This window comes from Pontibacterium sinense (genome assembly GCF_015209595.1).
Classification (GTDB): domain Bacteria; phylum Pseudomonadota; class Gammaproteobacteria; order Pseudomonadales; family Balneatricaceae; genus Pontibacterium; species Pontibacterium sinense.
The window spans coordinates 15,206-39,139 of the sequence record NZ_JADEYS010000012.1 but is presented as its reverse complement, the minus strand read 5'-3'; the positions used below and the strand labels follow the sequence as shown (position 1 = coordinate 39,139).

General features: G+C 50.6%; 26 protein-coding genes. 25 read left to right on the top strand and 1 reads right to left on the bottom strand.

The features are described 5' to 3' along the window. The first annotated feature begins 105 nt into the window (after positions 1-105). From IOQ59_RS12500 to IOQ59_RS12390, 23 genes are all read left to right on the top strand, one after another. Positions 106-585: a TRAP transporter small permease gene (locus IOQ59_RS12500; protein WP_193953717.1), complete on the top strand. Its 480-nt coding sequence runs from the start codon at positions 106-108 to the stop codon at positions 583-585. Next, on the top strand, positions 578-1,876 hold the full coding sequence (locus IOQ59_RS12495) for a TRAP transporter large permease (protein ID WP_255512547.1): 1,299 nt from the start codon (positions 578-580) through the stop codon (positions 1,874-1,876). Before IOQ59_RS12500 ends, IOQ59_RS12495 begins: the two co-directional genes overlap by 8 nt. 153 nt (positions 1,877-2,029) lie before the next feature. Further along, entirely contained in the window at positions 2,030-3,034 is a 1,005-nt protein-coding gene (gene dctP, locus IOQ59_RS12490; RefSeq protein ID WP_193953715.1) for a TRAP transporter substrate-binding protein DctP, read from the top strand. A 171-nt stretch (positions 3,035-3,205) separates the two neighbouring features. After that, on the top strand, positions 3,206-3,565 hold the full coding sequence (locus IOQ59_RS12485) for a (2Fe-2S)-binding protein (protein WP_304621441.1): 360 nt from the start codon (positions 3,206-3,208) through the stop codon (positions 3,563-3,565). Next, positions 3,566-5,029 (top strand): FAD/NAD(P)-dependent oxidoreductase, encoded by a 1,464-nt coding sequence (locus IOQ59_RS21460; protein WP_193953713.1) that lies wholly within the window; start codon positions 3,566-3,568, stop codon positions 5,027-5,029. Then, entirely contained in the window at positions 5,026-6,150 is a 1,125-nt protein-coding gene (locus IOQ59_RS12475; RefSeq protein WP_228050874.1) for an NAD(P)/FAD-dependent oxidoreductase, read from the top strand. Before IOQ59_RS21460 ends, IOQ59_RS12475 begins: the two co-directional genes overlap by 4 nt. 53 nt (positions 6,151-6,203) lie before the next feature. Next, complete coding sequence (locus IOQ59_RS12470) at positions 6,204-6,551, top strand: RidA family protein (RefSeq protein ID WP_193953712.1); 348 nt, start codon at positions 6,204-6,206, stop codon at positions 6,549-6,551. Between the two features lie 342 nt (positions 6,552-6,893). Continuing rightward, positions 6,894-7,274 (top strand): hypothetical protein, encoded by a 381-nt coding sequence (locus tag IOQ59_RS12465; protein WP_193953711.1) that lies wholly within the window; start codon positions 6,894-6,896, stop codon positions 7,272-7,274. A gap of 100 nt (positions 7,275-7,374) precedes the next feature. Continuing rightward, positions 7,375-8,103 (top strand): HupE/UreJ family protein, encoded by a 729-nt coding sequence (locus tag IOQ59_RS12460; RefSeq protein ID WP_193953710.1) that lies wholly within the window; start codon positions 7,375-7,377, stop codon positions 8,101-8,103. 10 nt (positions 8,104-8,113) lie between these two features. Next, the gene (locus IOQ59_RS12455; RefSeq protein ID WP_193953709.1) at positions 8,114-8,782 is read left to right on the top strand and encodes a hypothetical protein; all 669 of its coding nucleotides are present in this window, start codon (positions 8,114-8,116) and stop codon (positions 8,780-8,782) included. Between the two features lie 213 nt (positions 8,783-8,995). Next, positions 8,996-9,775 (top strand): response regulator, encoded by a 780-nt coding sequence (locus IOQ59_RS12450; RefSeq protein ID WP_193953708.1) that lies wholly within the window; start codon positions 8,996-8,998, stop codon positions 9,773-9,775. A 327-nt stretch (positions 9,776-10,102) separates the two neighbouring features. Next, on the top strand, positions 10,103-11,173 hold the full coding sequence (locus IOQ59_RS12445; protein ID WP_371871864.1) for a tartrate dehydrogenase: 1,071 nt from the start codon (positions 10,103-10,105) through the stop codon (positions 11,171-11,173). Next, positions 11,170-12,630 (top strand): NAD-dependent succinate-semialdehyde dehydrogenase, encoded by a 1,461-nt coding sequence (locus IOQ59_RS12440; protein ID WP_193953707.1) that lies wholly within the window; start codon positions 11,170-11,172, stop codon positions 12,628-12,630. Before IOQ59_RS12445 ends, IOQ59_RS12440 begins: the two co-directional genes overlap by 4 nt. Before the next feature lie 80 nt (positions 12,631-12,710). Further along, the gene (locus tag IOQ59_RS12435; RefSeq protein WP_193953706.1) at positions 12,711-13,043 is read left to right on the top strand and encodes a tRNA-binding protein; all 333 of its coding nucleotides are present in this window, start codon (positions 12,711-12,713) and stop codon (positions 13,041-13,043) included. Between the two features lie 275 nt (positions 13,044-13,318). After that, entirely contained in the window at positions 13,319-14,698 is a 1,380-nt protein-coding gene (locus IOQ59_RS12430; protein ID WP_193953705.1) for an aminotransferase class III-fold pyridoxal phosphate-dependent enzyme, read from the top strand. After that, positions 14,685-15,407: a haloacid dehalogenase type II gene (locus IOQ59_RS12425; protein WP_193953704.1), complete on the top strand. Its 723-nt coding sequence runs from the start codon at positions 14,685-14,687 to the stop codon at positions 15,405-15,407. The genes IOQ59_RS12430 and IOQ59_RS12425 overlap by 14 nt, the downstream gene beginning before the upstream one ends. Before the next feature lie 106 nt (positions 15,408-15,513). Then, positions 15,514-15,999, top strand: a complete 486-nt coding sequence (locus tag IOQ59_RS12420; protein ID WP_193953703.1) for an Lrp/AsnC family transcriptional regulator — start codon at positions 15,514-15,516, stop codon at positions 15,997-15,999. Positions 16,000-16,144: 145 nt separating this feature from the next. After that, on the top strand, positions 16,145-17,038 hold the full coding sequence (locus IOQ59_RS12415; protein ID WP_193953702.1) for a DMT family transporter: 894 nt from the start codon (positions 16,145-16,147) through the stop codon (positions 17,036-17,038). Positions 17,039-17,247: 209 nt separating this feature from the next. Then, on the top strand, positions 17,248-18,255 hold the full coding sequence (gene dctP / locus IOQ59_RS12410) for a TRAP transporter substrate-binding protein DctP (RefSeq protein ID WP_193953701.1): 1,008 nt from the start codon (positions 17,248-17,250) through the stop codon (positions 18,253-18,255). 166 nt (positions 18,256-18,421) lie between these two features. Beyond that, positions 18,422-18,883: a TRAP transporter small permease gene (locus IOQ59_RS12405; protein ID WP_193953700.1), complete on the top strand. Its 462-nt coding sequence runs from the start codon at positions 18,422-18,424 to the stop codon at positions 18,881-18,883. 16 nt (positions 18,884-18,899) lie between these two features. Beyond that, positions 18,900-20,189 carry a TRAP transporter large permease gene (locus tag IOQ59_RS12400; RefSeq protein WP_193953699.1) on the top strand — a complete coding sequence of 430 codons (1,290 nt, stop codon included), beginning with the start codon at positions 18,900-18,902 and terminating at the stop codon, positions 20,187-20,189. A gap of 206 nt (positions 20,190-20,395) precedes the next feature. Then, positions 20,396-21,250: a methylated-DNA--[protein]-cysteine S-methyltransferase gene (locus IOQ59_RS12395; RefSeq protein WP_193953698.1), complete on the top strand. Its 855-nt coding sequence runs from the start codon at positions 20,396-20,398 to the stop codon at positions 21,248-21,250. Between the two features lie 226 nt (positions 21,251-21,476). Further along, entirely contained in the window at positions 21,477-21,710 is a 234-nt protein-coding gene (locus IOQ59_RS12390) for a hypothetical protein (RefSeq protein ID WP_193953697.1), read from the top strand. Between the two features lie 93 nt (positions 21,711-21,803). Here IOQ59_RS12390 and IOQ59_RS12385 read toward each other — a convergent pair whose 3' ends face one another. Then, complete coding sequence (locus tag IOQ59_RS12385) at positions 21,804-22,925, bottom strand: GGDEF domain-containing protein (protein ID WP_193953696.1); 1,122 nt, start codon at positions 22,923-22,925, stop codon at positions 21,804-21,806. Positions 22,926-23,133: 208 nt separating this feature from the next. On the opposite strand from IOQ59_RS12385, the gene IOQ59_RS21630 reads away from it, so the two are divergent. Next, complete coding sequence (locus tag IOQ59_RS21630; RefSeq protein ID WP_193953803.1) at positions 23,134-23,454, top strand: TonB-dependent receptor plug domain-containing protein; 321 nt, start codon at positions 23,134-23,136, stop codon at positions 23,452-23,454. Then, on the top strand, positions 23,451-23,870 hold the full coding sequence (locus tag IOQ59_RS12375) for a hypothetical protein (RefSeq protein ID WP_193953695.1): 420 nt from the start codon (positions 23,451-23,453) through the stop codon (positions 23,868-23,870). Before IOQ59_RS21630 ends, IOQ59_RS12375 begins: the two co-directional genes overlap by 4 nt. The last annotated feature ends 64 nt before the right edge of the window (positions 23,871-23,934 follow it).

Sequence of the window (23,934 nt, the reverse complement as noted above, 5' to 3'; positions counted from 1 at the left end):
TTTCACAACGGAATCTGCGCTGTTGTCTCTGCCTCCGGCTCACAGACCCAGTGCACATCCAAAACTAATAACTACAAGAACGTTGTGATTTGAGGAAACACGCCCATGAACCGATTCGTCAGTATTCTTCTGACCGGGCTGATCTGTTTGGTGGCCCTCGGACAGTTTGTCCAGGTAATCACCCGCTACGTGCTGGAGATCCCGGTGATGGGTCTGGAGGAAAGTCTCCTCTACCCAACCATGTGGCTCTACCTGCTAGGGGCAGTGAACGCATCCCGCGAGAACACCCATATCCGCGCTAACGTGCTGGAAATATTCCTGAAAACCCGTCATCAGCACACGATCCTCGCCATCATCGGTGAAGTTGTGAGTCTGGTTGTGGGTTGCTGGCTCACATACTGGGCATGGCGCTTTACCAAGTACTCCTGGCGGGTATGGAAAGAGAGCCCAACCCTGTACATCCCTACTTTTTACGTCGATATCGCCTTAATGACCGGCTTGGTATTGATGATGCTGTACACCGCTATGCACCTCGTCGGCCATATTCGCGAGCTGTTTGCTGATGAGGAGCCGAATCATGGTTGAAGTTGCGCTGATGGCGGTGGCCGTACTGGTCATCCTGTTAACCCTTGGCATCCCACTGCCGTACTGCTTTGGTGGCGGTTTGATGGTGATGTATTTCCTTGGCGATGTTGTGATGAAAGGCAACATGCTATGGGGCTTCCAGCAGCTGGGTAACCCGGTGCTGCTGGCAATTCCGCTGTTTGTCCTGGCCGGCACCATTATGAGTGTCAGTGGGATCGCGGCCAGTTTGTTGCGCTTTGTGAACATCTTTGTAGGTCATCTACGCGGTGGTCTGGGTGTGGTTGCAACCATCAGCTGTGCGCTGATTGGTGCAATCTCCGGCTCCGGTCTGACCGGTGTCGCGGCGATAGGTCCGTTGCTGATCCCTGAGATGGAGAAACAAGGTTATCCACGTGAATACGCAACGGCACTGATCGCCAACGCCTCTCTGCTCGGTCTGCTGATTCCACCGAGTGTGACCATGATCGTGTATGGCTGGGTCACCGATACCTCCATCCTCGCCTGTTTCCTGGCTACCTTAGGTCCGGGTTTGCTGATCATGGCGAACTTCTCCGTGGTGAACATCTGGTTGGCGCGTAAGTTCCCGCTGAAGCTGGAAGAACGCCCTAAAGGTGAAGAGTTTGTCGCTGAAGTCTCCCGTCGTGGCTTTAAAGCAACACCTGCGCTGCTGATGCCCGTGATCATTCTGGGCGGCATCTACGGCGGCATCATGACGCCAACCGAAGCGGCGGCCGTATCGGTGATCTATGCGATCCCTGTGGGTTTCCTGATCTACAAAGGTCTGGACTGGAAAACCTTCCTCGGTGCCGGCAAAGAAGCCTCCACCTCGGTGGGTGCGATCATGCTGATGATTCTGTTCTCCATGATTCTGTCGCAGATGTTTGTACTGGAAAGTGTGCCTCAGCAGCTGGTTGAAGCGATCTTCTCCATCACCGAAGACAAAGTGATCCTGCTGATTCTGATCAACGTGCTGCTGTTCCTGGTTGGCATGGTTGTTAACGACGTCACCGCCATCATTCTGATCGCCCCACTGCTGCTCCCACTGATGGAAGCGATCGGCATCAGCCCGGTGCAGTTCGCAGCGATCATGGGTGTGAACACCGCCATGGGTGGGGTAACGCCACCGTATGCCTCGATCCTGTATCTGGGGGCGCGTATCGGCAAGGTGCAGGTCACCAAGGTGATTCGTCCAGCGATGATCCTGATCATCACCGGTTACCTGCCAGTGGTGTTCCTGACCTCCTTCTGGTCTGACCTGTCACTGGGTCTGCCAGCGCTGTTTGGCTATTGATCGACGTTACATAGAAACACTGAAAAAGATCCCGAAAGCCGGGTCATTACGATCCGGCTACGGAACCAACGAGAAAGTCCCGGACTTATTCGAAGGATCCTGAACCTGTTATCAGGTTCCCAAATATAAAAAGAAGTAAATGAGGATAATGAGATGAAACTGAACCTGTTGTGCAAAACCGTAAGTGCGGCCATGTTTGCCGGTGTCCTGAGCGTGTCTGCTGTTGCTGAAGCGGCAACGCTGAAGATCAGCCACATCCGCCCACAAGGCACGATTGTTGATAACGAGCTGAAGGAATTTGCAGGTAACGTAGAAACAGCCACTGAAGGTGATGTGAAGGTTAAGATCTTTGCTGCCAGCGCGCTGGGCGACTACACCACCGTACAGGAGCGTATCTCCGTAGGTGCTGTGGATATGGCTGTACAGCCTGCCGCGACTGCAGCGTCCCGTCAGATGCAGATCACCTACTTCCCATACGTCGCAGCTAACTGGAAAGAAGCAAAAGTTGCTTACGGTCCAGGCGGTGCGATCTACGAAGCGATGAAAGAACTGTACGCGAAACAGGACATCACCATGCTGGCCGCGTACCCGGTTTACTTCGGTGGCGTAGCACTGAACCGTGATGCAGTTTCTCCGGGCAACCCGAACGTCGATAAAGGCATCAAGGTACGTGTACCGGGCATCAAGAGCTTCCAGCTGACATCTGACTCTCTGGGTTACATCAGCTCCCCAATTCCATTCTCTGAAGCATTCACCGCCGTACAGACCGGTGTTGTAGACGGTGTGATCGGTTCCGGTGCAGAGGGTTACTACGCCTCTTTCCGTGACGTAACTAAAACCTACGTGCCGGTTAACACCCACTTCGAAGCTTGGTACATGGTAATCAACTCTGAGACGCTGGCTGACCTGGACAGTGATGACCGTGCCGCGCTGATCAAAGCCGCGACTGACTTCGAAGCAAAACGCTGGGAGCGTGCTGAAGCGGATCAGGGCGATTACGAACAGAAACTGGCTGACCACGGTGCCACTATCGTGAAACTGTCTGATGAAGAGCTGGCTGCAGCGGCGAAAAAAGTTCGCGCTGAAGTATGGCCAAAAATCCTCGACGACATCGGTGCTGAGTGGGGTCAGGGCGTTCTGGATCAGATCAAAAACTGATCGACCCTCTACCTGAAGACAGACCTGTGCGGCGGATGCCTCGCTGCACAGGCTCTGCTCTCATCCCCGGCGAGCAGCCAGCCATGCTGTTCGTCGTACCTGATCCGCCACTTCTGCAGTGTCAGAGCTGGCCAAAGACCGCGTAACCCAACACCGACGCAACAGGTTTCTATGATGTTCCGATATCTATCGCAACCGTCAGGGTCTCAGTCCGATCCACAGATCCATTTGACGATTAATGACCGCGAGATCCGCGTGCCCGCCGGTACCAGTGTCTGGGCCGCGATGGCGCAGGCAGGTGATACCGTAACCCGGCTTTCTCCCGTCACCGAACAGGAACGCTCCGCTTACTGTGCCATGGGCGTGTGTTTTGAGTGTCTGGTTGAGATTGATGGCATGCCAAACCGTCAGGCGTGTCTGACACAGGTGTGCGAAGGCATGTCTGTGAAACGTCAGGAAATTACCCAAACCAGCGATGCGTTTGCCGATGTATCCGGCAACAACGCTGTGCAATATCAGGAGGGCCAATAAATGAATATCTACAGCCCGAGTGATGATTCACCCAACGAATTCAATCCCGGCAGCAGCTACGATATAGCCATCATTGGCGCGGGCCCTGCGGGAATGTCAGCAGCCATCACGGCTGCTGATGCCGGTGCGACCGTTGTCGTACTGGACGATAAACCTCAGCCCGGTGGCCAGATCTACCGTAAAGTGACCAGCAGCCCGCTGACACAACCGGAAGCACTGGGCGAAGACTACCTGAAAGGCGCCAAACTGGTTGAAGCCTTTCAAAACTGCAACGCCGAACATCTGCACGGTGCCAGTGTCTGGCATGTGGGCGATAACGGCGAAGTACTATTCTCCCGCGATGGTGGCACCCAGAGCCTGACCGCACGTGAGCTGATTATCAGCGGCGGCGCGATGGAACGCCCTTTTCCGATTCCGGGCTGGCACCTGCCGGGTGTCATGTCTGCTGGCAGTGCACAGGTCATGCTGAAGTCCGACGGACTGGTGCGCGATAACGCGGTATTTGTTGGTACCGGACCCTTGTTGTACCTGATCGTGGCGCAGTACCTGCGCTTAGGTGTACCGGTCAAAGCACTGATCGATACCACCCCAAAATCCGCCTATATCGACTCAATGAAAGAGATAAGCGGCACGTTAAGCGCGCCCAAGATGGTCAGCAAAGGTTTATTGCTGCTCAATGAGATCCGCAAGGCGGGCGTACCCGTTTACCGTTTTGCCAAAGATCTGGAGATTACCGGCGAGAGTGCGGCCACAGGCTTGAAATTCACCTCAGGTCACGAAGGCCGCCAGATCGAAGCCGACCATATTTTCCTGCATCAGGGCGTCATTCCCAACCTGAACCTGACCCGTGCTTTAGGTCTGGAACATGATTGGTGTGAACAACAGCTCTGCTGGAAACCCAAGCTTAACCGTTGGGGCCAAAGCTCCGTGCCAACGATCTCCGTAGCCGGTGACGGCAGTGGTATCGTCGGCGCTGATGGTGCTGCATTGATGGGGAAACTGGTGGCACTGAATCAGCTGCAACGTCACCACCAGATCAGTGCAGAGGAACGCGACCAGCAAGCACGTCCGCTGTTTCGTGAACTCGAAAAGCTCAACAAATTCCGCCGTTTTATCGACCGACTGTATCGCCCGATTGATGCCCACCGCATCCCCGACGCACCTGACACGGTGGTATGTCGCTGTGAAGAACGCACCGTCGCCGATCTGCAACGGGGCTTTGAACTCGGCGCGAGTGGGCCTCAGGATCTGAAAGGCATGACTCGCTGTGGCATGGGCCCCTGTCAGGGGCGTCAGTGCGGTCACACCGTCAGCGAACTGCTGGCCCAGTGGCGAGATACCACGGTCGATCAGGTCGGTTACTACCGCCTGCGCTCTCCGATGCGTTTGCTTAACCTGACCGAATTGGGTCAGTTCAGCCGTGTAGAGCCGGCCCAACAGTCCAATACAGGAGCCAAGTCATGACCAGTATGAACAGCGATGTACTGATTATTGGTGGTGGTATTCAGGGCTGTGCCACCGCTTACAATCTGGCGCGTCAGGGCGTCTCCGTCACCGTTCTGGAGAAGGATTGGGTCTCCCGTCACGCCTCCGGTGTGAACGCAGGCGGTGTACGCCTGCTCGGCCGTGATGTCGCAGAGGTAGAGCTGAGCAAAGCATCCATGGCGCTCTGGCACCGGCTGGATGATGAGCTGGATGCTGACACCGGCTTTCGTGCCCGTTCGCTGATCAATATCGCTGCCGATACTCAGGATCTGGATACCCTGCGCAACCGTCAGTCCCTGATGCACGGTCTGGGCTATCACCACGAAGTGATGATCGATCAACAAGAATTGCGTGAGCGACTGCCCCACGTGGCCCCGCACTGTGTCGGTGGCGTGGTGTCAGAGACGGATGGCTATGCCATTCCCTATCAATCCACGCTGGCGTTTCGCCGTGCGGCTGAGCGATCGGGCGCACAGTTTATTGAAGGGGTTGCCGCTCAGCAGATCCGTAAGGTGGGTCAGCACTGGCTGGTAGAAACCGATAAAGGCCGCTATGAAGCGGAACATCTGGTGAACTGCTCCGGCGCATGGGCTGACAAGGTGGCCGTTAAAATCGGCGACAATGTACCTCTGACCCACAGCGCTCCGATGCTGATGATCACCACCCGCATGCCACATTTTGCCACGCCAGTAGTGGGTGCGGTCAGCCGCCCGTTGTCCTTTAAACAGTTTGAAAACGGCACCGTCCTGATCGGTGGTGGCGCGAAAGGGTTTGCCGACCGGGACAACAACCGGACCCGCCTCGACTACGCCAAAATGGCCGTAGGTGCACGTAATGTGGTGGAGTTTTTCCCGATCATGAAAACCGCTTCGGTTAACCGGATGTGGGCCGGATTAGAAGCCTACATGCCGGATAACCTGCCCGTGATTGGCAAAAGTGTCAACGCAGACAACGCCTATCACGCCTTTGGTTTTTCCGCCCATGGTTTCCAGATGGGACCGATTGTCGGTCAGGTGATGGCCGAGCTGATTATCGACGGAAAATCACGCTTTGATCTGAACAAACTGCGCATCGACCGCTTCGAGCGCAAGGTGCTGTAAACCCTCGTAAGAGACTTTTGAACACCCTCATTGATATCCGGAGAGACAGAGAAATGAGCATCGAGCGTATTGGTTCTAACGACCGCATGAGCAAAATTGTTAAACACAACGGCACCGTATACCTGTGTGGTCAGACCGCTAGCGATCCTGAATGGGATACGGCGGAACAGACTCAGCGCTGCCTGGATAAGATTGATGCCCTGCTGGCAGAAGCGGGCAGTGAGCGTAACAAACTCCTGTCTATCACCATCTATGTACGTGACATGAAAGATTTTGCGGCGATGAATGCTGTTTATGACGCATGGGTCGCTGACTGCGAAAAACCGGCACGTGCGTGTGTTGAAGCGCGTATGGCACGCCCCGACGTACTGGTCGAATTCACAGTGATCGCCGCTCAGTAACGTTTTTATTAGCTTGGCAAAACCGGGACCGTTGGTCAGAGCTTCACCACTCTGACTGACACTCCTGTGATGGAACGCATGACCTGCTCCATCCTTTTTGGCCGCTACTTGCCTTCGCCGGTAGCGGCTTTTTTTTGTCTGCAGAAAACGTAACACCGATGACGTTAACAATAATGTGCAGAGCCGTCTTTAGACTGCCAGCAGACTAATCACCCAACACTAAACGATTAGCTCACCCACCTTAAAGTACCCTGTTCAGGGACGATTGAACGTTCTAGTCTGAAACTAAACTTATTTCTTCAACCACTGAACTTCTGCGCAATCTACCGCTCCAAGGCCACTATGATCTATTTACCTGCATTCCGCTCACATCCCTTGCTTGCCCTGCTGGCCGCGCTGTTAATCGCGTCCCTGCTGGGTCGTGGTTTGTTGGCGGTACAGCAGGGGCAACACGCATCGGCACCGATGATCGATCCACAGATCAAAGCGCAACAACACGGCCACTACCACCCACCAGAACTCGGCCACTTCCACGATGAAAGCCTTGAGTTATCTGATAGTAGCCACACCTTACTCCACAGCATCAGTGCGATAGAAAACCAACTGAATCATCCCGGCCTTACCACGCGGCTAACTAAATCCCGTGTACCTTTGCAGAATTATCTGCTCCCCGATCCGACGGATCCCCAACTGCCCGGTCTATACCGACCACCTCGGGTTTAACGCATCCCGTTCCACCATGGAACCGTTCAACGTTGAAGAATCCTTCGCTGCGTTTATACACAGCGGACTTATCAACTTGCCTCCGAATTAGGAGAAAACGATGCGTATATCATCATTTGACGGCAGGGATTTCGCCCTGTCCGTCCGGATACTCCTGCCCGTGTTACTGCTATTAGTCACGGCTGGCTTCAGTCCCTCCGGTTTTGCCCACGGCGTGACCGAAGGTGATGCCCTGTTTATCGAACAAACCAGCGGTGTACAACTGCTGCCTTTTATCTACCTCGGTGCCAAACATATGGTCACCGGATACGACCACCTTCTGTTCCTGCTGGGGGTGATCTTTTTCCTCTACCGCATGCGTGAAGTGGGTATCTACGTCACCCTCTTTGCCGTTGGCCACAGTGTGACACTGCTGTTCGGCGTGCTCAGCGAAATCCACGTGAATCCATACATTGTGGACGCCATCATCGGATTATCGGTGGTTTATAAAGCGCTGGATAATCTGGGCGCCTTTAGACGCTGGCTTGGGTTTCAGCCCAATACCAAAGCGGCGGTACTGATCTTTGGCTTCTTTCACGGCTTCGGTCTGGCAACCAAACTGCAGGACTTCACACTGTCCGAGGACGGTCTGGTCGCCAACATTCTGGCCTTCAATTTGGGTGTCGAAATGGGTCAGTTGCTGGCCTTGGGTGGCATTCTGATCATCATGAACTTCTGGCGCCGAAGCCGGGCGTTTTCCTATCAGGCCTTTACGGCCAATGTGGTGCTGATGGCGGCAGGGTTCCTGCTGATCGGCTATCAAATGACCGGCTACCTGATTGCAGCCTGAGGAGAGAACCATGCGAGATATTTCTGATATGACTACCGACGGCCTGCCATCCAACGCCAGTTTGATTAAAGCCACAATTGCCGCCGCCGCACTGGGAGGCGTTCTGCTGGTGACCACCGTATTACCGGCTGAATACGGCATCGACCCGACCGGACTGGGTAAAGCGATGGGCCTGACCCAGCTCAACTCATCTACAAAATCCACGCCCCCCGTCCCTGCCACCGTAGTAACAGCAACACCACCGGCGGTGAATGCCGTTGCCGCGGTTGCGGCCGTTTCAGCTGCCGCATCAACACCGACGGTTGAAACTGACAATGACGATGAAAACAGCCCCGTACGTAAACGCGACAGCGCCTACCAGACCCGCACTATGACGCTGTCCCTCGCGCCCGGTCAGGGCACAGAAATCAAAGCCGTGATGGAGGCCGGAGAACGCTTTGTCTTCAACTGGAAAACCGAAGGCGGTGCGGTGAACTTTGATATGCACGGCGAGCCACCCAACGCCAAGCGTGACGAGTTCACCAGCTATTGGTTTGCCCGTAACCAGCGCCAGGCCAGCGGTTCATTTACCGCACCGTTTAAAGGTACCCACGGCTGGTATTGGCGTAACCGAGGCACAAAACCCGTAAAAGTTAATGTCTCTCTGAGCGGTTTCTTCCGCGACGTATATATGCCCTAAACAATGCCCTGATCCAGGGTAATTCACCACGGTGCACAGTCCTCTCTGTGCACCGTTCTCCTATCTATTGTCTTTACGTTATTCACATCAAAGTTTGCTGTAATTTCAGTGGCTTGCCCCTGCTTTTTATCCGCAAGACTTATGAAACACTCGTTCAGCGTGCTAAGCTGGTTTGAGCTAAAAATGAGTGCCTTTGAAAGACAGAGAAAACGCATGACTGGTCTGAAAGTTCTGATTGTTGACGACGCGCGCTTTATTCGCGATCTGGTTTCCAAAATTGTAAGCAGTGGTTTCCCAAATTCAGAGGTTAAAGCCGCTGAGGACGGAGAAGCTGGCCGCAAGATGATGATGCAACACCAGTTCGACATCATATTGTGTGACTGGGAGATGCCGGGGCTATCAGGTCTCGAAGTTTTACAGTGGGCACGCCAGCAACCCAACTATCAGAAAGTCCCGTTCCTGATGGTCACCAGCCGCGGCGAACGTGATTATGTGTTACAAGCGGTGCAGTCCGGGGTTAACGATTACATTGGCAAACCCTTTGAACCGTCCCACCTTATCGATAAGATCAAAACCTGGCTGGCAAAAGGCGGAGAGACCAGTTCTGTCGCCCGCCGCCGTGCCGCCGAAATGCTGGCCGCCGAACAGAAAACCCAAAAGCCCGCCCCAAAAAAACCAAAAGGTCTTGCCCAACTGCGTTTGGGCGGTGGAGTCCACCGCTGTGCGGTGAAAGATCTGACCCTACAACAGGTGCGTGTTGCCGTAAAACGGGAAGATGTGATTCCAGCCATGCTAGAGGCAACGGTTGTCGATATCGAACAGGCTGATGGCAGCACTGTGCAGCTAAACGGTTTCGTGCGCGCAGTTGAAGCCCACGAACCTAAAGTTGATACCGCATTCTTAAACGTCGATGTACTTTTCGTGGATAACGATCCAGAGAAGATGGCACTGTTGTCCCGTTACATCGAACGGATGAATAAAAGCACCGGTTAATTGACCAACATTCCTGGATACCACGTAGCGGGATTATCCACCCCGCTACGATAGTCATTCGCCTTGGCCAACCTTCCCAATATGTAAGTCGCTCATAACCTCACCACGTTCTCTACGTTAGAGATCTACCCCAGATCGAGGTTATTCCTTCCTCACCAAAATCAACTCGAACTGGGACTCACACACGCACCTGCCACTTTATACCCCTATTCCGCCTGAATTCGGCATTTTCCAATCATTTTCCCCTCCAATTTGAACCAATAGCTCTGCGCTGCAGCTCTACCATGTACCTCTGTTCAAAACTTTTAATAACAAAGAGGTGCTCCAGTGAACTTAAATATCGCAGTGATCCCAGGTGATGGTATTGGTACAGAAGTGATGCCAGAGGGTATCCGGGCAGTGGAGGCCGCCTGCCGAAAGTTTGATATCGATATCAGCTGGGAATGGTTCGATTGGTCCTGCGAAACGTGGTTAAAAACCGGTCGCATGATGCCAGAAGACGGGATCGAGCAGCTGTCTAAATTCGACGCGGTGTATCTTGGCGCTGTCGGTTTCCCAACCGTACCGGACCATATCTCTCTGTGGGGCCTCCTGATTCCTATTCGCAGAGAGTTCGAGCAATACATCAACTTACGTCCAGTACGTTTATTTGAGGGTGTTTCTTGCCCACTCGCGAACAAAAAACCTGGCGACATTGATTTCTACGTTGTCCGCGAAAACTGCGAAGGTGAATACTCAGATATTGGCGGCCGCATCTACAGCGGCTCTGATCATGAAGTCGTTGTACAGCAGTCTGTTTTCACAAAGCGCGGTGTTAACCGTGTGCTGAAATACGCATTTGATCTAGCCCATAAACGCCCGCGACAACAATTAGCATCAGCCACCAAGTCCAATGGCATTATCCACTCAATGCCTTTCTGGGACGAGTGTGTTGAAGAGATGGCAACTCACTATCCACAGGTAAAGGTAGATAAATATCATATCGATATTCTGACTGCTAACTTCGTCAATAAACCCGAAACGTATGATGTGGTTGTCGGTTCAAACCTGTTCGGAGATATTCTCTCGGATTTGGGCCCCGGCATTACAGGCACGATTGCAATCGCGCCGTCCGCCAATATCAACCCGACGGGTGATTTCCCGTCAATGTTTGAACCTGTACATGGCTCTGCACCGGATATCGCAGGTCAGGGGATTGCCAACCCTATCGGAATGATTTGGTCCGGTGCAATGATGCTTGAACATCTGGGTTATCCAGAAGCACACGATTCCATCATGCGGGCTATTGAAGAGACGCTAAAAAACAGTGAGAACCTGACACCAGATATGGGCGGAAAAGCAACCACGGCTCAGCTTGGTGAAACCATCGCTGCATCGATACGAGGATGTGAATCATGATTGAGATCATGCAAAAAAACCTACTGAAAACCCAGGCGTTTGTTGATGGAGAATGGGTTGATGCAGACAACGGAAAAACTTTCGATGTCTACAACCCCGCAACGGGCGAGAAGATCGCCTCGTGTGCAGATTTAAGCGCCAACGAAGCACAACATGCCATCGAGCGCTCAAACAATGCATTTGTGAAATGGCGCAAAACGACTGCCAAACATCGCGCGAGCCTGTTACGTAAGTGGTACGAACTGGTCATGGAAAATCAGGAAGACCTGGCTCAGATTCTAACCGCGGAACAAGGTAAAGCGCTGTTAGAGTCTCGCGGGGAAATTGCCTACGGTGCGTCCTATATTGAATGGTTTGCAGAAGAAGCTAAACGTAGTTATGGCGACGTGCTGCCCACCGTATCGGATGACCGCCGCCTACTAACGATTAAACAACCCGTAGGGGTTGTCAGTGCCATTACACCGTGGAACTTTCCAACCGCAATGATTACCCGGAAAGCATCTCCAGCCCTGGCAGCAGGTTGCACTATCGTTATCAAACCTGCGGCAGAAACACCGCTTTCAGCTTTGGCCTTAGCAGAGCTTGCACGTCAGGCGGGTATTCCTGACGGTGTCATTAATGTCATTACGAGCACAAACAGCAGAGAAGTAGGGCTTGAACTAACAACCAACCCTTTAGTGAAGAAGGTCACGTTCACAGGCTCCACTCCTGTCGGCAAAATTCTGCTAACTCAGGCAGCGCAAACTGTGAAAAAAGTGTCGATGGAACTCGGAGGAAATGCGCCTGTTCTTGTGTTTGAAGACGCTGACCTTGAACAAGCCGCAAATGGTGCCCTGTTTGCAAAGTTCCGCAACTGTGGTCAAACCTGCACTTGTGCAAATCGAATCATTGTTCACGAGAACGTTTACGATGAGTTCGTGGATATCTTCACCGCTAAGGTTAAAGCGCTGAAACAAGGTAACGGGGTTGAAGACGGTGTCGAAATCGGCCCGCTCATTAACGAAAAAGCGGTCAATGATGTTAATGCGCTGATGGAAGATGCATGTGATCAGGGGGCAACAGCTATCATCACACATCAACTGGACGATACATTGAAAGGAAGCTTCTATCCTCCAACGATATTGACCAATGTTTCGCCTAAAGCACGCGTGTTTAGCGAAGAAATTTTTGGACCGGTCGCTCCGATCTTCAAGTTCTCTTCCGATGAAGAAGGCATCGCCCTGGCAAATGATACCGAATACGGACTGGCATCTTACATCTACACCAAGGACTACACACGTATCTGGAAAGTGAGTGAGGAGCTGGAATACGGCATGGTGGGTATCAACGAAACTTCGATCGCCGCAGATGTTATTCCTTTTGGTGGCGTAAAAGAATCGGGCCTGGGGCGTGAAGGTTCAAAGTATGGCTTAGACGACTTCACCGAAATGAAATACCTCTGCATGGGCGGAATGTAAAAGTTGAATGCTCTGGGAGGCCAAAAGCCTCCCCTTTGCCACCGCCAGACAGTGGCTTTTTTATTTTTGGAGAACACACAATGACGACTGTCGACTATGAAAACTTTGCGAACCTTAAGCTACAGACGGGCACTATTGTTGAAATTGACGATTTTAAAAGGGCACGTAATCCCTCTTACAAAGTAAAAGTCGATTTTGGCAACGAAGACGTCCGCTGGTCCAGTGCTCAGATAACCCGTTACGCCAAAGAGGAGCTTATAGGTAAACAAGTGATCTGCATTACTAACCTACCTGAACGAAATATTGCCGGCTTCATGTCCCAAATGCTCATTCTCGGTGTACCAGATGAAGACGGGGGCACCATACTGCTATCCCCCGATCTGGCAGTGAATAATGGAGTACAAGTCTTCTGACATTCTATGCTGCAAGCCCCCCAGAACTCAGCATAATCTAGTTTTTGGGGCCGCCTTTCAGCACCTCCCTCTCCTTGAGCCATGCAATCATTATGCTTACTGATGAGCGTTGCTACTGATCAGTAAACCTTGTTCCAAATGGTTACATACGGCGAAGCACTTTCTCAGACGCTTACCTGAGAAGCTCTTTTGAAGGGAGCATGCTCCCTTCGTTTTTTGCCTTCAGGAACAACCCTAAAACACAGCCCACAAAGCTGAATATAAAAAGGTTGGACATGAATAAAGACGCATTAATGACATTTGATCGTCAGCACCTGTTTCACCCGGTATTGCCACCCCACGTTCATGAGGAACATGGTGCGCTCATCCTGGAAAGTGCAAAAGGTGCCTATGTTAAAGATATCGATGGTCATGAACTATTGGACGGCTTTTCTGGCCTGTGGTGTGTAAATGCCGGCTATGGCCATGAGTCCATTATTAACGCAGCGCATGAACAGCTGAAGACGCTGCCCTATGCCACCGGTTATTTCCACTTTGCATCAGAGCCGACTATACAGCTCGCAAAACGTCTGGCAGATTTAGCACCCGGCAACCTGAACAAAGTGTATTTCACGCTCGGTGGTTCCGATGCTGTCGACAGTGCAATTCGCCTTATTCGTTTCTACTTCAATTCATTGGGCAAACTGAATAAGAAAAACATCATTGCGTTAGAAAAAGGCTATCACGGCTCCAGCAGCACAGGAGCAGGCCTCACAGCATTGCCTGTTTTCCATCAGAAATTTGATCTTCCATTGGCTTGGCAGCATCACATTCCTTCCCACTACCCGTACCGAAACGGTGAAGGACTTAGCGATCAGGAAATCATCAATAAGTCTGTGTCCGACCTCAAAGCGAAAGTAGAACAGCTTGGCGGGCCGGACCATGTAGCCGCATTTTTCTGTGAACCGGTACAGGGATCGGGTGGCGTCATTGTGCCTCCCACCGGCTATCTGAAAGCGATGCGGGATACGTGTAGAGAGTTGGATATTCTTTTCCTGGCAGACGAAGTGATCACCGGATTTGGCCGTACCGGTCCCATGTTCGCCTGTGAAACAGAAGGTGTAGTGCCAGACATGATGACTGTCGCAAAAGGCCTAACATCAGGTTATGCACCTATGGGGGCTCTGCTGATGGGTGATCATATCTATGACGTCATTGCAGATGGTGCAGGTAATACACCGGTAGGCCATGGTTTTACCTACTCCGGTCACCCTGTAAGCGCAGCCATCGGACTCGCCGTACTCGATCTGTACGAATCGGGGGGGCTGCTGGATAACGGACAAAAAGTTGGTAACTACTTCGAGCAAAAATTGCGAGGTCTGTCAGATCACCCGCTTATTGGAGAAGTAAGAACGGCAGGTATGCTTGCGGGTATCGAACTAGTCGTTGATAAAACAAACAAAACCAAACCTTCAGCGGCATTGCAGGTATCCCCGAAAATGTACAAAGAAGGCTATAAAAACGGCTTAATCTTCCGTGCTTTTGCAGACGACGTGATCGGTTTTGCACCACCACTATGCTGCACTGTATCAGACATCGACATTCTGATCGCACGATTTGAAAAAACGCTGAATAATGTACTGAATATTGAGGAGATAAGAAATGAAGTTGTCTGATTACAAAGCGCTGACATTTGATGTTTACGGCACTCTGATCGATTGGGAAAGCGGCATGGTCGCGGGACTTAAGCCATTGACTGATAAAGTTGACCGCATACTCACACGTGATGAAATTTTGGAGGCTCATGCTCGTCATGAATCATTCCAACAAGCTTATACTCCTGCAAAACGCTATCAAGATCTGCTGCCAATCGTATACCGCCGCCTGGCTGAAGAGTGGAATGTTGAAGTAACGCTGGACGAGTGTGAAGCTTACGGCCAATCAGTAAAGGACTGGCCTGCGTTTCCTGATTCCCCTGGAGCATTGCAGTACCTGAAGAAGCACTTCAAGCTGGTCGTACTGACCAACACCGACAACGATTCATTCCAGCACAGTCAGGCAAAACTGCAGGTCGAATTCGATGGTCGTTATACAGCGGAAGACGTAGGTTCCTACAAGCCCGCAGACCGTAACTTTGATTACATGCTAGAAAAGCTGAAATCGCTGGGCGTGGAAAGGCATGAGGTTCTGCATACGGCTGAAAGTATGTTCCATGACCACGAGCCCGCGAACAAATACGGTCTGGCGAACTGCCACATCTACCGCCGTTATAACCAAGACGGATTTGGTGCGACGATGACACCAGGTGAAATGCCCACTTATGACTTCCGCTTTAACAGCATGGCTGATCTGGTGAAAGCGCATCAGAAAGAGCTGGAAGGCTAAGGCACTGAAAACAAAGGGGTGTGAATCCAGTTACACCCCACTCCTTTGATTGATCCTCTCTCGTAAACCCTCTATATTAAAATTCATAACAAACACGGGGTGAGATATGTCTTCAGATCATAAGCTGGATCGTATTGATATCAGGATTCTAGCAGAGCTCCAAAAAAACGGCCGAATCACTAATGTGAATCTAGCGGACAAGGTCGGTCTCTCCCCCAGCCCTTGCTTAAAGCGCGTAAAAAAGCTTGAAGAAGCAAATTATGTGGTCGGCTATGGCGCTCAAATTGATCTGGCAAAGCTAGGCGATTATGTAACTGTATTTACAGAATTTACGTTGAACCAGCATTTCCGACACAATTTTCATGAATTTGAGAAAACACTTACTACGTATCCAGAGGTAGTTGAATGCCACCTTATCAGTGGTGGTTATGACTATCTCGTAAAATTTGTCGTTAAAAGCATAAGTCATTACCAAGAAGTTATTGACCATCTTTTAGAGAAAGAAAAAATGGTTCGAGAATACTTTAGCTATATAGTAATAAAAACACCGATTGAAAGCCGCTCAGTTACATTAGAAAAAATATTCTCATGAATCTCTAATTTTAAACTCAATCGCCAAAATATAATGCTCTTATCTTCAGACATACAGCACTAAGCCCCAAAACAACTTACTAATCAGCATAAAAAATCTTCATTATCAATTAATATCCTCAGAATCCACACCTGAGAATACTAAGATGTTCTATAAAAGTTCGCTAACAGCAATCCTCATGACTATTGTGTCAGGGGTGCTCATGGCGACCTCGGCTGTCGTATTTAAATGGATAGAAATTTCAGCAGAGATATTTATTTTCTTCCGTATGTTTATTGGTGCTATTTTTTTTGCACTATATCTATTCATAATCAGGCAACCGCTAAGACATAAAAATGGATTTCCACTGTCCTCGTGTATCGCCGGCGCATGTCTAGCCGCTGTATTTATCCTTTATATGAAGAGCCTGAGCTATCTGGGCATGACAGTAGCCATTATGTTTGTATACATGGGTCCTTTGCTAGCGACAATAGCAGCACATTTTATCTTTCAGGAGCGCTTAAACCAAAAGACATTAGCACTGATCACCACTGCATTCCTTGGCTTCTTGATGATTCAGGACTTTTCTTCTGGAAAAATCCTGCACTTGGATACCGGCATCACCTTAGGACTGGGGGCCGCAATATCCTATGCGTTATTTGTCATTATCAACCGTTACCCTGTCTCAGCTGACGAACAGAACGTACGCATTTTTTATCAGCTATTATCAGGCGCGATTGTATGCATTCCATTCACTCCTGACTTCTCCAGCAATTTTTCAAGCGAACAGTGGATTGGATTCATATTCACCGGATTTTTCCCCGGTTGCTTAGCCATATTTTTTGCCGTTAGCGCTATTCAACGTTTAGAGACATCTGTGGTCAATACGCTGCTTTATATCGAACCTGTATTTGTTGCCGTATTCGGCTGGTTAATTTTCCACGAGCCGCTCTCGTTAAATCAATCAATCGGCACCCTAATAATCATTACTAGCAGCCTCCTTCTGGTTATCTCAAAACACAAAAGCAAGAGTCACCATCGGGTTAAAAAATCTTTATAAGACGACCACATCGACGATGATATTTTTGTAGCTTTTTAGACAAATATAAAACCTTTTCTGCTGTTTCCTGCCGTCATAGAGCACTTTTCACCTCTCTCGCCACGGTATCTTAAATATGTTTGAACTGGTCGTTGTTACTGTCTTCGGATGTCCCCCGATACAGCGATTTGTTCAGCACCTACATATAAACATGATAAAAGGTGTACAAAATGAAAAAGCTCATCAAAGCGATCAGCCTCGCAGCTGGTGTAACGGCCACATCTCTAGCTGCCTCTGTCCCAGCATACGCAGACACGACAATCCGTATTGCAGGAACACATGCACCCGATCAATACGCGTCTCAGGTCTTGGACAAAATCAAGGATCGCTTAGAACAAGCCGATGTGGGACTGAAGGTGAAAGTGTTCCCTGCGAGTCAACTTGGTTCAGGCGAGCAGCTATTAGGTGACGCCATTCGTGGCAGTATCGATATCGTCCATGCTTATGTTTACAGCCACAAAGATCCGGTACTAGAGCTGTCTTCATTGCCCTATCTGTTTACCTCTTATGATCAGATGGCCAAAGCTTATAAACCTGGTTCAGTTTATTTCGACACCATGGAACACCGCTTAGACCGTATGGGACTAAAGCTTCTGGGGATCACCGGTGAAGGCTTTATCGGTGTAATGGCGTCCAAGAAACCGGAAAACATCAACACCACTGAAAAGAAAGGCATGAATATCCGTGTATGGAGTTCTCCCGCTGCACAATCCGCCACCCAGACTATGGGCTACAACACGACAACCATCGATTGGGGTGATGCTTTTGCCGCCATTCAGCAACGAGTCGTTGATGGCATGATTGGCGCTACTCCAGAAGCCACGTACGCAACCTTTAAAGAAGCAATTAAGTACTACGTACCCTATAACGCGTTTGTTGAAAGCACGTCCTACTATGCGAGTGAAAAAAGCTGGAACAAAAAACTTAACCAGGAACAACGGGACCTGATTAAGAAAGTATTCGCGGAAGAAGCGGCTAAATTTGTAGATTGGAGTCGTCAGAATGACGCCAAGTACCTAGCCGAACTTGAAAAGTTTGGCGTTGAAGTCTTACCTGTTGCCGAAGGAGACCTGAACAACATCGCGGAAGAAGTGCGTGATACTACCTGGCCTCTGATGGAAGAACGTATCGGTAAGGATTTGATGGCCAAGGTTCGTGCTGAACTGTCCCAAAACTGATCCAGCTGCTTAGTCTGTTATGGCCCTTCATTGAAGGGCCATTTCCTCCTTCCCTAGATCACAGCGGTTTTCAGCTATGCATTTAAATCTTCCCAGTCATTTAGACCGATTCGTCCAATTCATGTTAGGGATCAAACGTCTGATCCTGATCATAAGCAGCTTAATCATGGCCCTGACGTTCTGTCTGGTCGTGGTCATGCGTTACATCTTCGAAGCTGACCTTTTCGCCTATGAAGAGTGGATTTTGGTCATCGCGTTCTGGATGTACTTTATCGGAGGAGCTGTCGGCAGCTACGAAAACAGTCACATTAAGGCTGATTTCCTGCTGACCGTATTAAAAACAGCCCGAGCTAAATGGGTCCTGGTTAACGTGACGCTTACTCTTGAATTTATCATCTGCTCAATTCTGTGTTATTGGGCCTTTCTGATGATTCAAGAAGAATTGGTTGCTTATCCCGAATGGCAGAGGACTTCGGCCCTCCAGATCCCGTTCATTGTTCCACGACTCAGTATTTTTATCGGCTTGATGTTCATGGCGTTCTACACCTTGTTACACCTATACAGCGGTTTGAGATCCGGTCCTTCCGAAGAATGGGTTAACGAAGAAATACCCCCTAACTCGAATTAAGGATGCAGGTATCACTATGTTAATTCTTATTACACTCGCTATCTTATGTATAGCCCTCGTTATGGGGATGCCCGTTCCATTCGCATTCGGCGCAGCCCTAATCTACATCGGAGTCACTGGTGATCATGATGTAGCCGGTTTCATGCCCTCCGGCCACTGGCGTATGAACGTTCTGGTATTGCTTGCTATACCGCTGTTTATCATGGCCGGCGGGATTATGGAGAAAGGCAAAATCGCCAAACCCTTAATCGACCTGGCAGAGGTATTTGTTGGTCGTATCAAAGGCGGTTTGTCCTACGCAGGCGTCTGTGCAAGTGGCATTTTCGGTGCTATTTCAGGTAGTGCAACGGCAACGCTGACATGTATTGGCAGCATCATGATGCCGCAGCTTGAAAAAGCGAACTACCCTAGAGGTCTGTCCGCCGCATTGTTAACCAGTGCTGCTCCTCTGGGTTTACTGATCCCACCAAGCTCCATCCAAATTATCTATGCATGGGTGACTCGTCAGTCCGTGCTCAAGTGCTTCTTGGCCACGATAGTGCCCGGCCTGATTTTGATGGTGTTACTTTGTATCGTAAACGCCGTTTTGCTACGCAAACATAAGAACATTAAGACGTTACCACCAACCAACAATTTCGCAGGTGAGGTTGCGAAACAGTCGCGCCTCGCATTGCCTGCCCTATTAATGCCCGTCATTATTTTAGGAGGTATCTATGGCGGCATTATGACTCCGACTGAGGCAGCAGGAATTGCTGTAATCTATGCAATCCCTCTGGGTTTCTTTGTGTATAAAGGGCTGAATGTTAAGAACTTCTCTGAGGCTTTGATACAAACGGCTACAACGACCGGTGTAGTGATGGTCATGTTCTTTATGGTTATGATCGTGAGCCGACTTCTGGTCTTTGAAGACATTCCCGGATTAGCCGAAGAATTGATCTTCTCAGTATCTGATAATCCAATTGTCATCCTGGTGATGATCAACTTTGTCATGATTCTGATCGGTATGCTGATGGACGACGTGAGTGGTGTTCTACTCGCTTCACCATTGCTGTTTCCTATAGCCCAGAAGCTGGGGATGGACCCAATTCAGTTCGCTGCTGTATTAGGCGTGAATTTAGGCATGGGAAACATTACACCTCCGACAGCGCCATTGCTCTATCTCGGAGCGCGAGTGACAGGCGCCAAGGTGAGCGAAATGTTAAAGCCAACCCTTATTTTCATCACATTTGCATGGCTGCCAACATTGGTCATTACCACTTACATTCCTGAAGTTTCACTTTTCCTTCCAGAGTTACTACTCGGGTAACAGCTCATCTTTCAGACTGGCCAATCACCTTGGTCAGTCTGAAAGAGACTCTTATCAACTCCATATTTTTCACTCCTTATCAGGGCATACAGTAAATGCGACATGAAAGGCTCCAATGCAAGAATCGGGTGGAGATCGATTACGGGCTGACGCACACTTAGAGCGTAGTAACATCATCCCCGGAAACAGATCTGTCAGGACACCTCATGAACTCAGAGCAACACTACAGCACCGTGGCACGGGCCATTGAGTTTATCCACAGTCAGGCCCGTCAGCAGCCGACACTGGCCGAAATTGCAGCGGCGGTGGATAGCAGCGAATCCCACCTACAACGGGTCTTTAGTAGCTGGGCAGGCATCTCACCTAAGCGTTTCCTGCAATACCTGACGAAGGAGTATGCCCGGCAAGCCTTACAGCGCTCCGGTGACCTACTCAGTGTGACACTGGATAGTGGTCTTTCCAGCCCTGGGCGCTTGCATGATTTGATGATTTCCTGCGAAGCGATGACGCCCGGTGAGATCAAAAATGGCGCCAAGGGTATGCGCATCGGTTATGGTTTTGCGATGACGCCATTTGGTCATGCACTCATCGGCTGGACCGAGCGTGGCATTTGTTACCTGGCATTTTGTTCCGATGATGAAGCGACGCGTTTACACGAACTGAAAAGCCAGTGGCCGGCGGCGGATATCAGCGAAGATTGCGGCACAGCGGTTCAATATGCCAACCAGATCTTTCCCTACACACCGCAACCAGGAAAATTGCATCTGGTGTTGCGCGGCACCAATTTCCAGATCAAAGTCTGGGAAGCGTTAATGAAGCTCATGCCTGGAGAACGCATCTCCTATGGGCAACTGGCACATCAACTCGGTATGCCCAATGCACAGCGGGCGGTAGGCAGCGCGGTGGCAAAAAATAACATTGGCTTTCTGATTCCCTGCCATAGGGTTATTAAAGGGACTGGCGACAGCGGCAATTACCGCTGGGGCTGCGAGCGTAAACAAGCCATACAAGTGTGGGAAACCGGCCACTCCAATATACAGATGGACGCAGATACTCAGTGAGCGCCGCAGTCGCTCATGACCTTGAGGCGAAGCATTGGAGTACGCTCGTGAGCGTTGGCGTCACGACTCATTGAATATCAGCGCCTTCAAGTCACACACCTCAGATCAGCTTTTTTGTCCGTGATCAGTTTTTTTGGTGAATTATTGAACAAATTATTTGTGCGACGCACAACAGATCCATATAATACTTAGGTCTTAGAAAATGGTATGTATCTGGAGCTGATCTATGAAAAACACTGTCTACACAGGCATCGCAAATGACGACCGCCGTATTGCCGCTGAACTGCAGGCAATGGGTGCTTTTGATCAGGCTCAAGCGGATGAGAAATCTGCACTGGTGAAAGCAATTGAAGCGGCAGGTGAATTTGTGACCTGGATGCGCTGGAAGGGTGAAGTGGGTGTCTACGGTTGTCGCGTAGGGGCTGCACATGCACGCCGTGTAGAGGCACTGGCAGCTTAAGCCAAGTGACCTTCGCTGCAGCAGACACTCATCGAGTTCTGCTGCAGGTTCTTCCCGTCAATGTGTCCGGCTTTTTTGTCCGTCTGCTCTCATTTACACTATTTGATTATCCCGGGTCCGTACGCAATTACGCCCGTCTTCCTTCGCCTGATATACGCCAAGATCCGCTGATTTAATTAACATCTCCGGACCTTCCATCGCCTGCGTTCGTGCGGAAACCCCCACGCTGATACTACCGTGCCACTCTCCTTCTCCCGCAGATACACGCATCGCGTTCACCTGTGCGCGAACGTTCTCCGCGACCATCAGCCCGTCTTCCAGTCCCGTATCCGGGCAGATGATCAGGAATTCATCGCCACCGAGGCGTGCAACGATGTCATCGGAACGGACTGAATCTTTCAGCGTATTGGCCAGCTCTTTTAACACCACATCGCCGGCATCATGCCCGTAAGTATCGTTGATCTGTTTAAATCCATCAGCGTCGATCATCATGCAACTGAGCGCTGAAAACTGTTGATCCGCACGCAGCCACTCTTGCTCAAACGCAATCAGCGCATGGCGGCGGTTAGGCAACCCGGTCAGTACATCGGTCATCGCTATCGCTTCCAGCCGAGCGTTGGCTTCTGCCAAATCATGGGTGCGCGCATCAACCCGCTCTTCCAATGTTCGGTTCAGCTCCGTGAGCTGGCGGTTACGTTTAGACACCTGCTGAAACAGGCCGTTAAGCGCGTGCAACAGCGGCTCGGTCGATGTCGCACGATCACGTTCCTCTCGTTCGAAAGCATCGGCACCACTGGTACCTGCTTTGATCGCATCAACCTGACGCGACATGGACATATCGGTGCCTAAGATATGATACGCCAGCCAATGGGTCAGAAACTTCAACACCGGTTCGCCCGATTCAAGACCGTTTTCACGCAGCTCATCACGCATATGCAGAACTTCTTCGATGAAGTGCTTGTGCGCTTCTTTGTGCGGTTTAAGGTGGCGCGGATCAATACCCGACTCCTCCATAAACTGCTCTTCTTCGCTGAAATGATAGTGGGTGTATTCAGTCAGTTCCTGAAGCAGGCTTTCCATCATGACCGTGGTCACTTCGCTTCGCTCCGCCAACAGATCACCAAACTGGTTGATAATGTCCACCAGCCGGTGGTGTTGCTGATCAACCTCTTCGATCCCTGTCAGAAAGCTTTTATTCCAGCGAAATGATTCCATATAAACAGCCTCGTACAGCACATAAAAAATAGTGCACCATAGTGTGGCTAAACGTATTTAAGGTCCAGTAGGGACAATGGGTTACATGATATTGATCAATGTTCAGGCAGCCCAGAATACCGCCAGTTTCCATCGTGACCGGCCCCGTTTTAGGGTAAGAGGCAATACTCCGCTCAGGTTATACTGCCAATTGAATACGGCGTTATGAATAGAGACCGCTCCCGAAGAAACATCTTTCCTCGCTCTGCACCGATGTACGGAACCGGTCACCGAACTGTTTGATGAAGCCGACCTGCTCTCCGATATCCCGTACGTTGCCAACGCCACACGTCTGCCACAAAAGATCACCGATGCCCCAGCATCAGTCACCATCATAGACCGCGATATTATCGACGCGTCGGGTGCTGTCACCGTTCCGGATCTATTCCGCTTGGTGCCTGGCATGCAGGCTTATTCAGTCACCCGTAACCGCAGCGCCGTGACCTATCACGGTATGAGCGGCCCTTTCCCAATCGCCTTGAAGTCATGATCACTGGCCGCAGTATTTATCTGCCGATGCTGTTCACCGTGGACTGGGGATCGATTGGTATTGCATTGGTTGACATACGCCATATCGAGGTGATACGCGGCTCCAACGTTCCGGCATTCGGTTCCAATGCGCTGTTAGGCGCGATCAATATCGTGACGAAGTCGCCCGTTGAGCAAAGCGAAAATTCCGTCAGCGCGATGACCGGAGCCAACGGCACCCACGAAATACAGTTTCGGTTAGGAGGATTATCTGGGGATAACTTTAGTTTCCAATTGGCTGGCGGTTGCAGCGGAAATGCGGGTAACGCCCGCTATCGGGACGGATTACAAAACCTGTTCGATCCGCAGTATTCTGAATTCTACGAATTCAATGAAGTGGACCGACGGATGTATCTCCGGGGGACGTTAAGTGTCTGATTCAGCTCCCTGAGCTAAACATCTGTGCTATAACCCAATGAGTGCTGACGGATCACACTGACTG

What these genes read in the sequence shown, in the direction of transcription:
- IOQ59_RS12500 (WP_193953717.1), top strand. Translation starts at nt 106, where the DNA reads ATGAACCGATTCGTCAGTATTCTTCTGACCGGGCTGATCTGTTTGGTG.
- IOQ59_RS12495 (WP_255512547.1), top strand. Translation starts at nt 578, where the DNA reads ATGGTTGAAGTTGCGCTGATGGCGGTGGCCGTACTGGTCATCCTGTTA.
- dctP (WP_193953715.1), top strand. Translation starts at nt 2,030, where the DNA reads ATGAAACTGAACCTGTTGTGCAAAACCGTAAGTGCGGCCATGTTTGCC.
- IOQ59_RS12485 (WP_304621441.1), top strand. Translation starts at nt 3,206, where the DNA reads ATGATGTTCCGATATCTATCGCAACCGTCAGGGTCTCAGTCCGATCCA.
- IOQ59_RS21460 (WP_193953713.1), top strand. Translation starts at nt 3,566, where the DNA reads ATGAATATCTACAGCCCGAGTGATGATTCACCCAACGAATTCAATCCC.
- IOQ59_RS12475 (WP_228050874.1), top strand. Translation starts at nt 5,026, where the DNA reads ATGACCAGTATGAACAGCGATGTACTGATTATTGGTGGTGGTATTCAG.
- IOQ59_RS12470 (WP_193953712.1), top strand. Translation starts at nt 6,204, where the DNA reads ATGAGCATCGAGCGTATTGGTTCTAACGACCGCATGAGCAAAATTGTT.
- IOQ59_RS12465 (WP_193953711.1), top strand. Translation starts at nt 6,894, where the DNA reads ATGATCTATTTACCTGCATTCCGCTCACATCCCTTGCTTGCCCTGCTG.
- IOQ59_RS12460 (WP_193953710.1), top strand. Translation starts at nt 7,375, where the DNA reads ATGCGTATATCATCATTTGACGGCAGGGATTTCGCCCTGTCCGTCCGG.
- IOQ59_RS12455 (WP_193953709.1), top strand. Translation starts at nt 8,114, where the DNA reads ATGCGAGATATTTCTGATATGACTACCGACGGCCTGCCATCCAACGCC.
- IOQ59_RS12450 (WP_193953708.1), top strand. Translation starts at nt 8,996, where the DNA reads ATGACTGGTCTGAAAGTTCTGATTGTTGACGACGCGCGCTTTATTCGC.
- IOQ59_RS12440 (WP_193953707.1), top strand. Translation starts at nt 11,170, where the DNA reads ATGATTGAGATCATGCAAAAAAACCTACTGAAAACCCAGGCGTTTGTT.
- IOQ59_RS12435 (WP_193953706.1), top strand. Translation starts at nt 12,711, where the DNA reads ATGACGACTGTCGACTATGAAAACTTTGCGAACCTTAAGCTACAGACG.
- IOQ59_RS12430 (WP_193953705.1), top strand. Translation starts at nt 13,319, where the DNA reads ATGAATAAAGACGCATTAATGACATTTGATCGTCAGCACCTGTTTCAC.
- IOQ59_RS12425 (WP_193953704.1), top strand. Translation starts at nt 14,685, where the DNA reads ATGAAGTTGTCTGATTACAAAGCGCTGACATTTGATGTTTACGGCACT.
- IOQ59_RS12420 (WP_193953703.1), top strand. Translation starts at nt 15,514, where the DNA reads ATGTCTTCAGATCATAAGCTGGATCGTATTGATATCAGGATTCTAGCA.
- IOQ59_RS12415 (WP_193953702.1), top strand. Translation starts at nt 16,145, where the DNA reads ATGTTCTATAAAAGTTCGCTAACAGCAATCCTCATGACTATTGTGTCA.
- dctP (WP_193953701.1), top strand. Translation starts at nt 17,248, where the DNA reads ATGAAAAAGCTCATCAAAGCGATCAGCCTCGCAGCTGGTGTAACGGCC.
- IOQ59_RS12405 (WP_193953700.1), top strand. Translation starts at nt 18,422, where the DNA reads ATGGCCCTGACGTTCTGTCTGGTCGTGGTCATGCGTTACATCTTCGAA.
- IOQ59_RS12400 (WP_193953699.1), top strand. Translation starts at nt 18,900, where the DNA reads ATGTTAATTCTTATTACACTCGCTATCTTATGTATAGCCCTCGTTATG.
- IOQ59_RS12395 (WP_193953698.1), top strand. Translation starts at nt 20,396, where the DNA reads ATGAACTCAGAGCAACACTACAGCACCGTGGCACGGGCCATTGAGTTT.
- IOQ59_RS12390 (WP_193953697.1), top strand. Translation starts at nt 21,477, where the DNA reads ATGAAAAACACTGTCTACACAGGCATCGCAAATGACGACCGCCGTATT.
- IOQ59_RS12385 (WP_193953696.1), bottom strand. Translation starts at nt 22,925, where the DNA reads ATGGAATCATTTCGCTGGAATAAAAGCTTTCTGACAGGGATCGAAGAG.
- IOQ59_RS12375 (WP_193953695.1), top strand. Translation starts at nt 23,451, where the DNA reads ATGATCACTGGCCGCAGTATTTATCTGCCGATGCTGTTCACCGTGGAC.